Origin of the sequence: Sphingobacterium sp. LZ7M1 (assembly GCF_024296865.1) — a bacterium.
Taxonomy (GTDB): Bacteria; Bacteroidota; Bacteroidia; order Sphingobacteriales; family Sphingobacteriaceae; genus Sphingobacterium.
This window is the reverse complement of sequence record NZ_CP101134.1, coordinates 3,598,109-3,610,995: the sequence shown is the minus strand read 5'-3', so window position 1 is coordinate 3,610,995 and position 12,887 is coordinate 3,598,109. Positions and strand designations below refer to the sequence as shown.

Genomic DNA, 12,887 nt, shown 5'->3' with positions numbered 1-12,887 from the left:
ATAGGAAAAGATGAAGTTGAATACTGTTTTTAAACAATCTGCTATATTAACCTTAATGTTGGGGATGGGTGTAGGGGCATATGCTCAAAAAAGAGATACCACCGACCGTCCCGTAACATTGGATTCATTTGATATCGTTCGTGATTATAGACCTATTCTTGCTGATGCAGTAAAAATCCGTCGTAGTCCTGACATGTCAAACAAAAGAGAATATATGCCTAAATTAAACTATGGCAATGTTCCTGACAAAAAATTAGACATCAATACGGGCCTTAGTGAATTACAGATCATGGAAACTCCATTTTCTAGAATCATGGACCATAAGAGTAATTATGTGAAGTTTGGTGCGGGTAACTTCAATACCATCTTGGGTGAAGCTTACTTTGCAGTGGAAGATTACGAAGACATCCGTTTTGGTGGGTTCGCAAAACACCTAAGCCAAAAAGGAAATTTGGAAGACCAGAAATTCTCGAGACAGGAGATCGGTATTTTTGGTCGCCGTATCTTACCTAAGTTTACTTTGGATGGATTAATTGGCTACAATGGTTATGGGACCCGCTTTTATGGTATTCCAACTAACCAAGATGGATCTACCATCAATCCGACCCGTGAGGCACAGCGATTCAATGATATTTACTTCAGTGGAGAGTTGACCAGCAATTATGATCCTGCGAATGAGGATGCATTAAGCTACTCGGTAAAGGCGGATGCCTATACCTATAAGGATAAATTTGAGGCTGGTGAAAATTCCGTTGCGTTATCAGGTTACTTGAACAAACGCTACCGTGCATTTAACGCAGGTGCGAATGTGGCCTTGGACTATAACGGTCTTAAGGGAGTAAACACCTCAAGCGGAAAATTAAATAACTCGATTGCTTCGATCAATCCGTATATCCGTTTCAAGGGAGATAACTACAACATTACCTTGGGAGCAAATATCGTTTCTGAATTTGGCGATAACTCTAGGTTCAACGTATTCCCAGAAGCAGAAGTTGATTTTGCTTTAGCGCCTGAGTACTTCTACATCTTTGGAGGGGTTACAGGAAATGTAGAAAAAGGTTCGTTCCGTGATTTTACACGCATCAACCCATATCTAGGTCCAAATGCCAACATCCAAAATACAGTGGAGCGTATGAATATCTATGGTGGTATCAAGGGTAATGCCGGTGCGACATTTGGATATAAGGTAAAAGGTTTCTACAGAAAAGTAGAAAGCATGGCCATGTTCGTGAACAATATGGAGACTCCGTTCAACTTTGATCTGGTTTATGATGGAAATGGAGACGATGCGGTTAAGCATGTGGGAATCGAAGGAGAGATCAATGTGAGGTTATCTTCATTGGTGAACTTGGGTGGTCGTCTGAATATTGATCAATATACCATGGTGGAGCAGGAAGAGGCTTGGCATATGCCGAAAATGCGTTTAGCGGCAAATGCTAGATTCAATATTTCTGAGAAATTGTTCATTGATGCAGAGGCATTGTTCCACGGAAACGCCTATGCTCAAGAGTTCACTTACTTAAATGGTGTGCCTGATGGCAACCCATATAAAAAGGAAACCATTCCATCGTTCTTTGATCTGAGCGCTGGAGCAGAATATAAAGCAACGAAATACCTAGGTGTTTTTGTAAAGGCAAATAATATGTTGAATACAGAATACCAACGTTATTTATACTATCCTAAATTAGGTTTCAACATTTTAGGTGGTCTAAATTTTTCGTTTTAATATAACAAACTTTAAATTTGCAGCAGCAAAGGAATAAATGGATTTAGGAAGATACATTCATCAGCTATTAAAGCATAGAAACGAGGTGTATGTGAAGGGTTTGGGAGTTTTCAAACGCATTCACACGCCTTCTGTATATGATGATCGCCGCGGAGTGTATTTGCCTCCAGTGACATATTTGGAATTTGACGGGAAATCTACTGATGGTGTTGATTTTATAGATTACATCCAACAGTCGAAACAAACCTCTAGACAATCGGCAGAGGCTGACGTGCATGATGCCGTATTGAATCTGTTGGAAACCATTAAAGAGAATGGATCGGTGACCTTGAACCATTTGGGGCAATTGATCAAGCATGGCTCATCTCTGGTGTTTAAAGCTGAGGATCTGAGCGGATTCCAATTGCAGCCGATAGAAGGAGCAGCGAGTCCGGTCCCTGAACAGGTGGACTTAGTTGAACCTACGACCCCAGAGCCTGAAGCGGAATTGCCAAAAGAGGAAGAAAAAGAAGAGATCGTTGAAGAGCCGGTAGTCGCTGTGGCAGAACAGGAAGTCGTACCAGAGGTTTATGAGGAGCCTCAGAGCACTGGTAAATCAAAATGGTATATTTGGGCTGCGGTCTTGGCTATTGTAGTCATTGCTGGTTTGTTTTATGTCAACCATACAAACAGCTCAGGCAAAACAGAGGAGAAGGAAGATAGCGTTTTGAATGCCGGTATCGTAGAACCTGACACCTCCGTTGCAAAACCTGTGGATACAAGCGGTACGGCGACGGCTACTACGGTAGACAGTACAGCAAATACAAGTACAGGTAAGAAGGTGTACAATCCTTTGATCCCTGCAAATCACACTTATCAGATCGTTATAGGAACGCATGCTACTTTGGCTCAGGCCTATGAACAGGCGGAGTCATTTAACAAGGCGGGAATAGAATCTGTACGGGTAATTCCGAGCAACCTTGCACATAACAAGAAGAAAGTGATCTGGGATTCTTATGAAACAAAAGAACAGGCGGATTCTGCCCTGAAATACGTGAGGAAACATTATGTTGCGGATGCTTGGCATCAAAAAATAAACAAGTAAATCAATCAAACAGCACAAAATACGTTAATAAACTATGTCATTAGTACAAAACCCTGCAATCGTTGATACCTTGAATCAAGTACAACAACAACCGGTAGCATTAGCTACAACAGACAACCTTAACCTGCTTGAACTTCTGATGAAGGGTGGGTGGATTATGATTCCAATCTTATTGTTATTTTTCTTGGGATTGGTCATCTTTTTTGAACGATACATTACCATTCGCAAAGCCAGTAAATCCGAAGGCGGATTATTAGCTTCTGTAAAGAGCAGTGTATTGTCCGGAAAAATCGATGCTGCTATGGCTGCTTGTCGTTCCAACAACTCGGCATTATCAAGAATGTTGCAGAAAGGTTTGACACGTGTAGGTCGTCCGATCAAGGATATTGAAGGCGCGATTGAAAACCAAGGAAAATTGGAAGTTTCTCGTTTGGAGAAAAACATCAATATCTTGGGTATCATTGCCGGTATTGCTCCCATGTTAGGTTTCGTAGGAACGATCTTTGGGGTAATCCAGATCTTCCGTGATGTAGAGATGGCCGGTGGTATCGATATTGGTTCGGTATCTGGAGGTCTTTATGTGAAGATGATCGCATCGGCTTCGGGTCTGACCATTGGTATCTTGGCTTATATCGGTTACCATATCCTGAACATGATGGTAGAGCGCTTGATCTTGCGCATTGAGACTGATGCAATTGAATTTATCGATTTATTGGATGAGCCTAGCATGTAAGCTAGACCTGGTCCATCATTGAAAGGCTAAAAATGAATTTACGTAATAGAAGAAATAAACCCGCTGCAGAAGTACATACAGCTGCCCTGAATGACATCATGTTCTTCCTGATGTTGTTCTTCCTGTTGGCTTCGGCAGTATCTAACCCACAGGTGGTAAAATTGCTTTTACCAAAGTCCAGTGCTGGGGAGCAGTCGGTGGCTAAGAAGACCATGACGATCTCGATCACGAGTGATCTGGTTTACCATGTGGACAAACAAGCTATTCCATTGGAGAACCTGGAATCTTATATCCAATCCAATATTGCTACTGGTGAGGAATTGACCGTTATGCTTTATGCAGACAGTACAGTGCCTATCCAGAATGTAATTTCGGTAATGGATATTGCCAACAGATTGAAGGTCAAAATGGTATTGGCAACAGAGCCTAAGAAAGATTAATAATTTATTATTAAACGTTTTGGGCTGTAGAAGGTCGAATTAGAAGAGATCAAGGAAAATGTACTACAATCAATATCGAGAAGATAATAATCTTCCAAAGGCTTTAGGTATTTCATCACTGGTAATGGCTGGATTGGCCGTTATTGGTTTCTTTATTGTATTTGGTCAAAATCTTCCTGAATACGGTATGGGGGGTATCATAGTAAACTATGGTACATCTCCAGAAGGTATGGGAGATGATTACATGAGTGTGGATGAACCATCAATGGATGAGAATGCCAACAATGTGAAACCGGACAAGATAGACCCGAATTCAACACCTATCCCTACGCCTTCTCAGCAGATTGCTGATAAAGCAGTAGCAACCCAGGATGTTGAAGAAGCACCAGCAGTTCCTAAAGCGGAGAAACCCGTAAAGGCAAATGCAGAGCAGGCTACGGCGGAGAAAAAGAATGCGACACCAGCAGTGAATCCTAATGCTTTGTACAAAGGCAAGAAAAATAATGCGCAAGGTACAGGTGATGGTACTGGTTCTACACCAGGGAACCAAGGTTCTAAACTTGGGGATCCATTAGCTAGTAACTATGGCGAAGGTGGTTCGGGATTTGGTGATGCGATGTTATCACTGGAAAACAGACGTTTTACGGTGCCACCGAAGATAGATGACAATGGCCAGCAAACCGGTATTGTCAAGATTGAATTTACCGTGGACAAGAGTGGTAATATCGTGCGTGCCAGACAGGCTAAAGGTACGACCATTGCGGACTACAGATTAATTGAAAAGTGTATCCGTGCAGTTGAACAAGCACGATTGAATGCACTGCCTAATGCGCCTCAGACCCAAACGGGGCTAATTACCTTCAGATTTAGAGTAAGATAATTCTAATTATATGAAAACATTTGCAGAGGTAATCGAGTATTTGTTTGCTCGATTACCTATGTTTACTCGTGATGGAGCCAGTGCCATCAATCCCGATGTAGACAAAACTCTTTTGCTATGCCAGGCTCTTGGCAATCCCCATCAAAAGTTTAAATCAATCCATATTGCCGGAACCAATGGTAAAGGTTCCACTTCGCATATGCTTGCTTCTGTATTGGCAGCGTCTAATTTGAAAACAGGCCTGTATACTTCCCCCCATCTCGTGGATTTTAGGGAAAGGATCAGGATTGATGGTCAAATGATCCCTGAGCAGCTTGTTGTTGATTTTGTCAATGAACATCGAGAGCTGATAGAAGACCTTAAGCCTTCTTTCTTTGAGGTGACTGTTGCCATGGCATTTGATTATTTTGCTAAAGAGCAAGTTGATATTGCGGTGATTGAAGTAGGGCTAGGAGGAAGATTGGACAGCACCAATATCATTATGCCTGAGCTGTGTGTGATCACGAATATCGGAATGGACCATATGAATATCCTTGGAGATTCATTGGAGCAGATAGCAGGGGAGAAAGCGGGTATAATCAAGCCACATGTACCTGTAGTTGTTTCTGAAAAGCAGGGTGAGATAGAACATATCTTCATTAATAAAGCCAATGAAGGGGATAGCCCGATCTTTTTTGCTGAAGACTATTATGAGGTACATCAGGTTGAGAAGAAGCAGACAGGCCTGGATATCACGGTTGAAAACAAAAAGACAGAAGAATGTATCATTTGGCAATTGGATCTTTCAGGTTCATATCAAAAGAAGAATATCCTTGGAGTGCTGAAGGCTATTGATCAATTGAGGGCTTTGGGCTTTGAGTTAGGTGAAGAAGATATCAGGAAAGGTCTTAGTCAGGTCCAAGAATCTACAGGTTTGAAGGGAAGGTGGCAGACCTTGTCAAATGATCCTTGGATAATATGTGATACTGGGCATAATGAAGATGGGATAAAGGCTGTGGTTCGTAATCTGAGCACCTTAAATTTCAATAACCTTCACTTTGTCATTGGAGCAATGAAGGATAAAGATCTTTCACACATTCTACCTTTATTACCAAAACAAGCGACCTATTATTTTGCTGCACCCCAGATGCCTCGTGCAATGAAAGCAGCGGAACTGGCTGAACTTGCACATTCATTCGGCCTGAAGGGTGAAGAATATGCTTCGATTGATGCAGCTTATGAAGCCACCCTAAGGAATTACCAAGAGGGTGATCTCATATTTATCGGTGGAAGTACTTTTGTTGTTGCGGAAGTATTGACTAATCATTTTTAGTCAATTCGCCGCGCAGACTCTGCTGTACCCAATGTGCGACGTCCTCTTGACTGTCCAATTCACCTTGAAGGTACATAAGCTTGGTTACAGCAGTTTCAAAGGTCATGTCATACCCATTGAGCACTCCAATGCATTTCAAGCCCTGAGAAGTCTCGTAACGGCCTAATTCTACAGAACCCACCTTACATTGCGAAATATCTAGTATATTCTTTCCCGATTTGATGGCTTCTTGGAGCAGTTCCAGGAACCAGGTATCCGTCATGGTATTTCCGCTACCAAAGGTTTCCATCACAATGCTTCTTACATCTGAATTCAATACCGCCTTAATGGTTTCGGGACTGATGCCAGGAAACAGTTTAAGAACCCCAACACGGTTGTCGATATGATAATGGCAGATAAAATCCTGCCCAGCATTATTGGCCAATACCTCATCATTGTATCGGATATGGATTCCAGCCTCGGCCAGTACGGGAAAGTTCGGGGAACGGAAAGCTTCGAATTTATCGGAATTGTATTTAAAGGATCGATTACCCCTGAAAAGTTTATTGTCAAAAAGGATACATACTTCCTGGATGATGGATTTGCCATCTCTCTTGGCAGAAGCAATCTCCAATGCTGTCATCAGGTTCTCGCGGGCATCCGTACGGATTTCCCCAATGGGTAATTGGGAACCGGAAAAAATAACAGGTTTCTGTAGGCCTTCCAATAGAAAGCTCAGCATGGATGCGGAGTAGGCCATGGTATCGGAGCCATGTAGGATTACAAAACCATCATAAAGCTCGTAATTGTCCTTGATGATCTTGGCCATCTCCAACCAGATGCTTGGACGCATATTGGAAGAGTCGATGATAGGCTCAAAAGAGTGCACAGTCAGTTTATAGTTCAGGCGACTTAGATCAGGTAGGTTCTTTTCAATCAGTTCAAAATCGAAAGGAATAAAAGTTCCGGTTTCTGGATCTTTTACCATACCAATGGTGCCACCGGTATAAATGATAAAAATATTGTACATCAATTAAATCTTAAATACTTGTTTAGAATTGTTGGTAGTTATTTCCGCGATCTTCTCAATTCCCATCTCATGTAAGTCTGCAACCTTTTGGGCTACATATAGCAGATAACTGCTTTCGTTTTCTTTTCCTCTGAAAGGTACGGGAGCCAGATACGGTGCATCTGTTTCCAGTACAATATGTTGTAAGTCGATTTCTTTCACAACGGCATCCAAGCCTGCTTTCTTAAAGGTAACCACGCCACCAATTCCTAGTTTGAATCCTAGGGCAATAGCGCGATGAGCCTGTTCTAAGCTACCGGTAAAGCAATGGAAAATGCCAAATAATTTCTCATCGGCCATTTCATCCAGTACCTCAAAGACTTCATCAAAAGCCTCCCTGCAATGGATAGATATAGGCAGTCCAAGGTCTTTAGCCCATTGGATCTGTTTTCTGAAAGCCTCTTTCTGGATTTCCAGAGTGGATTGATCCCAATATAGGTCGATCCCTATTTCACCAATGGCATAAATCTTAGACTCTTGAATCTTTGCGTAGATCTGATCCAATTGTTTTTGATAATCATCTTTTACATCGCAAGGATGCAAACCAAGCATAGGGAAACAGTTTTCAGGATAGGCTTCAACGGTTTGGAAAACCTTGTCGATGGACTCCACATCGACATTCGGAAGAAACAGTCTGCTGATACCATTCTTAAAACATCGGTCAAGCTGTTCTTTCAGTTTAGGGGTTCCAGCTTGATAATAGATATGAGTATGCGTGTCGGTTAAAGTCTGATTTTTCAGATCAATTTGCTCTTCCATGCTGCCAAAGTTAATATATTGTTAGTTAATCTGGTTCTATGGAATAAAAAAACGCAGTTCTCATAATGAAAACTGCGTTTTTTTATAAATTTTGTAAAAGAACTCCTTATTAGTTAACTGGAGTTTCTACTGGAGCACCTGTTGGAGCTATAACTTGTGGAGTATCACCTTTTGGACCAGGGATAATATCCAATACTTCAACGTCAAATACCAATGGAGCATAAGGAGGGATCAAGTTACTTTGCTGACGCTCACCATATCCTAATGAAGATGGGATAATCAACGTAGCTTTGCCACCTTTTTTCAATAATTGAAGACCTTCAGTCCATCCTGGAATAACAGGAGTATGACCAACACGTACGCGCAATGGCTCGTATTGTTTCATTGGGTGGAAGATACCTTTTTCTTTAGCTACCTCAGGGTTGCTAGTATCGAAGATTTTGTCGTTTGTCAAACCACCTGTATAGTTGATAACTACTGTATCACCAACAACTGGGTTTGCGCCAGTACCTTCAGTTTTGATTACGTATTGAAGACCAGTTGCAGTTTTCTTAGGTTGCAATTTGTTTTTCTCAACGTATTTAGCAATTTTTCCTTCTTCAGATTTTTTCAGACCTTCCATTTCAGCCAAGTAGTATTTGTTTACTTGTTCGAATAAAGCTGAATCTGTTAAGCTTCCTTTTTTGAAAAGTTTCTTAACCTTGATAGTAAATTGAATGTATTTATCTGCGAAGTCAGGTTTTGGTTGGCCTGTTTTAGCAGCCATAGTATCTAAGTCCAATTTGAATGTTGCACTATCACCTTCACCTAACATTTTCAAGATCGTGTTGTTGTCACCAGCGTATCCGCCTTGAACCAATGAATCAGGGATTACAGGGGCGATCTGTGGCAATCCTACATCATAAGTACTTGCCAATAAAGAGTCACGGTCTGTTTTAACAACAATATCCATGGCTAGAACATCTCCACCTACAGCTTTTTCACCACCTTTGTCTTCGAAGAATTTATATTCTAGACCACCTTCACCTTTTTTGAAACTTTGGCATGATGAAGCTAGAAAAAGACCAGCTAATGCTGTTAATACTAAAATCGATTTTTTCATTTTTTTATTTATAACGCTTATTATATTCTATTTTAAATAACTTGAGTACTCCGGAAGGATAGATTTGAATTTTGCTACCACATCTTCCAACTTCTCTGTTGAATTGCCACCCGCGGCATTCAAATGCCCTCCACCATTGAAATATTTCCTGCAGATCTCATTGCAAGGGATATCGCCAATCGAACGCAAAGATAATTTAATTAATTCAGTTCTATCAATAAATAAACCGGCTAATCTAATCCCTTTTATCGATAATGCATAGTTCACCAAACCTTCGGTATCGCCGGTGCTGACATTGAATTTCAAAAGATCATCTTTGGTCAATGAAAACAAGGCCGTATTGTATTCGGGAATCACCTCCAAACAGTTCAAAAGGCTATAGCCTAAGAACTTTAAACGGTTTTCTGTGGAACTATTGTATATATTCTCATGAATTTCCCAATTCTTTGCACCTGCATCGATCAGGTTGGCAATGATATGGTGAACCGCAGAGGTGGTAGACCTGAAACGGAATGAACCGGTATCCGTCATGATCCCTGCATATAAACATGATGCAATTTCAGCAGTGATGGATTCTTTGTCGTGGTAGACATCTGCAATAAAGGTGTAAACCAACTGTGCCGTTGCTGCTGCGCTGGAGTCCCAATACTCAACGGTTGCGAAATCTTCTGGATCTAAATGATGGTCAATCATCCATTTCTGGCCTTTGGCCTCACGGATTATGGGTTCCAGAATATTGGTCCTCGAAAGGGCACTATAATCTAAACAGAAGATTATTTCTGCTTCATCAAATAGTTTTTGGGATTCCTCAGGTTGATCAGGAAAGTATATTAGGTCTGCAAAGCCAGGCATCCAGCTTAAAAAGTCTGGAAAATCAGATGACAGCACAACATTCACCTCATGGCCTTTTCCTTTAAGCCAGTGAAATAGTCCTAATGATGAGCCTAAAGCATCTCCATCGGGTTTATGATGAGTGGTAATTATTATCTTTTTAGGTCTGGAAAGCTCTTCTAAATATTCTTCTCCTTGTAGCATACGTTTTTTGTGAATGCAAACCTAATGAAAAAAAGTTTGCAATTAAAAATTTTTACGGCTTAATATCTTACTTTATTTAAATTATCGCCAATCTAAATCAATTGAAAATTAGTCTGTTAATGTCGGAAGGCGTAGATTTTGTAATCTCGCTTTGTCGTTAATAAATAATTGCCAGAATTGTAATTGATTTTGCCGTAATAGAACAGTGGTAATCCTTCCACAGGGAAGCCGTCTGCCAATGATCCATTTTCAGCAAATAGATAGACTAAATTCTCTTGGTCTGCAATTCCAAGTTGAAACATACTGCTGGAAACCGGGAAGAAATTAGGTTCTGCATCTATATTTTGGGTGAACGTATAGTCATAAAGTTGTCTTGGGCTGTCTCCAAGTTCTAAAACCTGAAGGTAGGAGCCATCTACTATGATCAATTCTGGAGCAGTGGTACCATTGATATTTTCAAAGTAAGCATCATAGCCTTTTTTCCATTCCCCATTCAGAACGACCTTGCTTGTTCCGTCTGCCTTTATTTGGTGTAATTTACCCTCATTATCTGTGCAATAAAACTCATAATTATTTTCCTTGTTCACTATTCCCATCGAACCCACAAACGTAACATCCCCTGGAATGTCAATTTCCTTTGTTTTATTGCCAGTTTGGTCAAAGAAATAAATTCTTCCGAAACTGCTGGCAACCACGGCCTGCTGGTCAATAAAGTGAATTGGTCCAAGAAGTTCACCTTCTATTCTTGCATTGTCCCATCCGCTGACCGGTCCGCCTTCCATGTCATATGCCATTATCCTGTCCTTTGCAGGGATCAAAATGATCTGTTCACCACTGAACTCCGCGATGGTTGGACTTCCTGTAGGTTCAGAAGAAACACTGGTGGAGAAGCCCTGTAATGTTTTTCCACTGGTATCGAATCGATATAATCTCCTTCTGTCGGTAACCAATAACAGACTCCGGTCGGCCAATTGTTTTGCCTTGCCAACAATTCTACCCGAAAACACGGAGGACCATAGTTTATTCCCAGAAGGATGGATGGCATGCACTGTATGGTCTTGTTCCTGTACGAGGATGAATTGGGAAGTATCGGAATGTTCAAAAACATAAGGGCCATTGATCAACCTACTGCCCATATCATAAGTCCATTCGGGAGTCACTCCCAATCGGTTTTTACTTTTATAGATGGCGTAGAACCGGCTGATGAAATTCCCTGTATTTCCTGATAATTGTAAAGACCAAGAATAAAAATCCTGGAATCCATATTCATCATCGTCCCTGAACTTACGGCTATATTCAGATTTCAAGGTGTTATTAATGAAGTTGCCGCCGTTTTTAGTATTGATAAAGAAGGTGACATTGGCCTCGTTGCCCTGTATTTGTTCATAATTCTTAAAACCTAGACTCGCAACCAACAAATCCTTGTTTTTCCATTTGCGCACATATTCCTGCACTGTGGATAATTGATTTGCCATGACTAGCATATCATTGATACGTACGAAATATGGTCTTGAAAAAGCTTTAAGTCCTTCCCCAAAGTAACGATAAGGAATATTGGCAAATCTAAATCTATAAGTACTATCACTTACGTTTTCCGCAATATTATCGATGATCTCATTCAGTTTGCTGCTGTCCTGAATGGTGATGAAACCTAAATAATCAGAATTGCTCTGCTCAGCAACAGCAAAGTTGCCAGCCAAGGTTGACTGGAAGTCTGCCAATAGACCTTCCCGATTGTTGTTGATTTCCTTGGCTTGTCCCTGTAATTGCTGGAAGTTATCCTGCTTGGATTGCCAGATCGCTAGGTCTTCAAACCAAGATTTGGAATCACTGAAAGAGTACTCCACATACATCATGGTATTTGAAGGGAAATAATTGTATAAGCGTTGGTTGGTTTTGCTTTGGTTTGCAAAAAGTCCAATATACTCGCTATCCTTATCAACCAGCTGACTTTCACCCGTCAGCATCAGGGCGTCTTGTTTGAAATTGATGTTCCAAACGGTTTCTCCCTTTAGATTTACAAATTGCCTTAAGAAATCACCGGGGCGATTTTCCTTGAATACAGAAATGAAGGATGCGATGTTTTGTTGGGGAACATAAATGGTAAATGGCGCATTCCGATTGTTATGTTCATTAAAGAAGGTAACCTGCTCTTTTTTAAGTTTTTCAACTTTCTTGTCATTTACTTTGACCAAAAGTCCCTTGTTGAAACTGGAGAAGAAGGTATTTTCCTGGTAGGTCACATAAAAAACGGAGTCCAGTTTTTTGTCATCCTTGAAAGTCGTGTCCTTTTCGATGTTCTTGAATTCATAGATGCGTATTCCAGCTGTATCGGCAGTATTTACTTTATACTTTTTGCTCAGGGTAAGGAAGGTCTGATCCAATACAGATTGGTCGACTTGATCCATGCTATGGATGCTAAACAAGGTGCTTATTCCTTTTTTCTCTGGATGGAAAGACATCAAGATTTCAGCTCCTCCAACCAATGGAGACAGTTCTTTGTTACGAAGTAAGTTTTGTTTCAGTTGTTTGAGTTCATGCATGGCGTGTTTGCCCAGCATGGCTTCAAAAATCTCAAAATCCTTGAAGATATTGTCTGTTGTTGCATCATTTAGGAATGATGCGATTAAATAGGTGTCCTCCGGCAAATGCTGTACTGGTCCTACGTATTCTTGTTGTTCCTTGTTTAAATCCCCAAAGTAAAATACCGACGCAACCACCACCGCAATAAATAGAAGGATTGAAACAATTATTGTATTTCTCATGGA

Annotated in this window: 11 protein-coding genes; 6 read left to right on the top strand and 5 right to left on the bottom strand. The window is 40.8% G+C overall.

Annotated features, from left to right (window positions below; genetic code table 11):
• The first annotated feature begins 10 nt into the window (after nt 1–10).
• Genes NMK93_RS15495 through NMK93_RS15470 form a run of 6 tightly spaced genes read left to right on the top strand, consistent with a single transcriptional unit; the run spans nt 11 to nt 6,175 of the window.
• On the top strand, nt 11–1,726 hold the full coding sequence (locus NMK93_RS15495; RefSeq protein ID WP_254529480.1) for a TonB-dependent receptor: 1,716 nt from the start codon (nt 11–13) through the stop codon (nt 1,724–1,726).
• A gap of 37 nt (nt 1,727–1,763) precedes the next feature.
• The gene (locus tag NMK93_RS15490) at nt 1,764–2,810 is read left to right on the top strand and encodes a hypothetical protein (protein WP_254529479.1); all 1,047 of its coding nucleotides are present in this window, start codon (nt 1,764–1,766) and stop codon (nt 2,808–2,810) included.
• Between the two features lie 34 nt (nt 2,811–2,844).
• The gene (locus NMK93_RS15485; RefSeq protein WP_185213452.1) at nt 2,845–3,543 is read left to right on the top strand and encodes a MotA/TolQ/ExbB proton channel family protein; all 699 of its coding nucleotides are present in this window, start codon (nt 2,845–2,847) and stop codon (nt 3,541–3,543) included.
• Nucleotides 3,544–3,575: 32 nt separating this feature from the next.
• Nucleotides 3,576–3,983, top strand: a complete 408-nt coding sequence (locus NMK93_RS15480; RefSeq protein ID WP_185213453.1) for a biopolymer transporter ExbD — start codon at nt 3,576–3,578, stop codon at nt 3,981–3,983.
• 58 nt (nt 3,984–4,041) lie between these two features.
• Complete coding sequence (locus NMK93_RS15475; protein WP_185217745.1) at nt 4,042–4,863, top strand: energy transducer TonB; 822 nt, start codon at nt 4,042–4,044, stop codon at nt 4,861–4,863.
• Between the two features lie 10 nt (nt 4,864–4,873).
• Nucleotides 4,874–6,175, top strand: a complete 1,302-nt coding sequence (locus tag NMK93_RS15470; protein ID WP_254529478.1) for a folylpolyglutamate synthase/dihydrofolate synthase family protein — start codon at nt 4,874–4,876, stop codon at nt 6,173–6,175.
• Here the strand turns inward: NMK93_RS15470 and NMK93_RS15465 are convergent.
• The 5 genes from NMK93_RS15465 to NMK93_RS15445 form a co-directional block, all read right to left on the bottom strand.
• Entirely contained in the window at nt 6,162–7,184 is a 1,023-nt protein-coding gene (locus NMK93_RS15465; RefSeq protein WP_185217747.1) for an asparaginase, read from the bottom strand. The genes NMK93_RS15470 and NMK93_RS15465 overlap by 14 nt on opposite strands.
• 3 nt (nt 7,185–7,187) lie before the next feature.
• Complete coding sequence (locus tag NMK93_RS15460; RefSeq protein ID WP_254529476.1) at nt 7,188–7,982, bottom strand: TatD family hydrolase; 795 nt, start codon at nt 7,980–7,982, stop codon at nt 7,188–7,190.
• A 109-nt stretch (nt 7,983–8,091) separates the two neighbouring features.
• Nucleotides 8,092–9,084 (bottom strand): FKBP-type peptidyl-prolyl cis-trans isomerase, encoded by a 993-nt coding sequence (locus NMK93_RS15455; protein ID WP_185213458.1) that lies wholly within the window; start codon nt 9,082–9,084, stop codon nt 8,092–8,094.
• 27 nt (nt 9,085–9,111) lie between these two features.
• Nucleotides 9,112–10,119: a bifunctional oligoribonuclease/PAP phosphatase NrnA gene (locus NMK93_RS15450; protein WP_254529474.1), complete on the bottom strand. Its 1,008-nt coding sequence runs from the start codon at nt 10,117–10,119 to the stop codon at nt 9,112–9,114.
• A gap of 116 nt (nt 10,120–10,235) precedes the next feature.
• The gene (locus tag NMK93_RS15445; RefSeq protein WP_254529473.1) at nt 10,236–12,884 is read right to left on the bottom strand and encodes a hypothetical protein; all 2,649 of its coding nucleotides are present in this window, start codon (nt 12,882–12,884) and stop codon (nt 10,236–10,238) included.
• Between the last annotated feature and the right edge of the window lie 3 nt (nt 12,885–12,887).

Excerpts from the sequence above, each read along its gene's own strand:
- NMK93_RS15495 (WP_254529480.1), top strand. The coding sequence starts at position 11 with ATGAAGTTGAATACTGTTTTTAAACAATCTGCTATATTAACCTTAATG.
- NMK93_RS15490 (WP_254529479.1), top strand. The coding sequence starts at position 1,764 with ATGGATTTAGGAAGATACATTCATCAGCTATTAAAGCATAGAAACGAG.
- NMK93_RS15485 (WP_185213452.1), top strand. The coding sequence starts at position 2,845 with ATGTCATTAGTACAAAACCCTGCAATCGTTGATACCTTGAATCAAGTA.
- NMK93_RS15480 (WP_185213453.1), top strand. The coding sequence starts at position 3,576 with ATGAATTTACGTAATAGAAGAAATAAACCCGCTGCAGAAGTACATACA.
- NMK93_RS15475 (WP_185217745.1), top strand. The coding sequence starts at position 4,042 with ATGTACTACAATCAATATCGAGAAGATAATAATCTTCCAAAGGCTTTA.
- NMK93_RS15470 (WP_254529478.1), top strand. The coding sequence starts at position 4,874 with ATGAAAACATTTGCAGAGGTAATCGAGTATTTGTTTGCTCGATTACCT.
- NMK93_RS15465 (WP_185217747.1), bottom strand. The coding sequence starts at position 7,184 with ATGTACAATATTTTTATCATTTATACCGGTGGCACCATTGGTATGGTA.
- NMK93_RS15460 (WP_254529476.1), bottom strand. The coding sequence starts at position 7,982 with ATGGAAGAGCAAATTGATCTGAAAAATCAGACTTTAACCGACACGCAT.
- NMK93_RS15455 (WP_185213458.1), bottom strand. The coding sequence starts at position 9,084 with ATGAAAAAATCGATTTTAGTATTAACAGCATTAGCTGGTCTTTTTCTA.
- NMK93_RS15450 (WP_254529474.1), bottom strand. The coding sequence starts at position 10,119 with ATGCTACAAGGAGAAGAATATTTAGAAGAGCTTTCCAGACCTAAAAAG.
- NMK93_RS15445 (WP_254529473.1), bottom strand. The coding sequence starts at position 12,884 with ATGAGAAATACAATAATTGTTTCAATCCTTCTATTTATTGCGGTGGTG.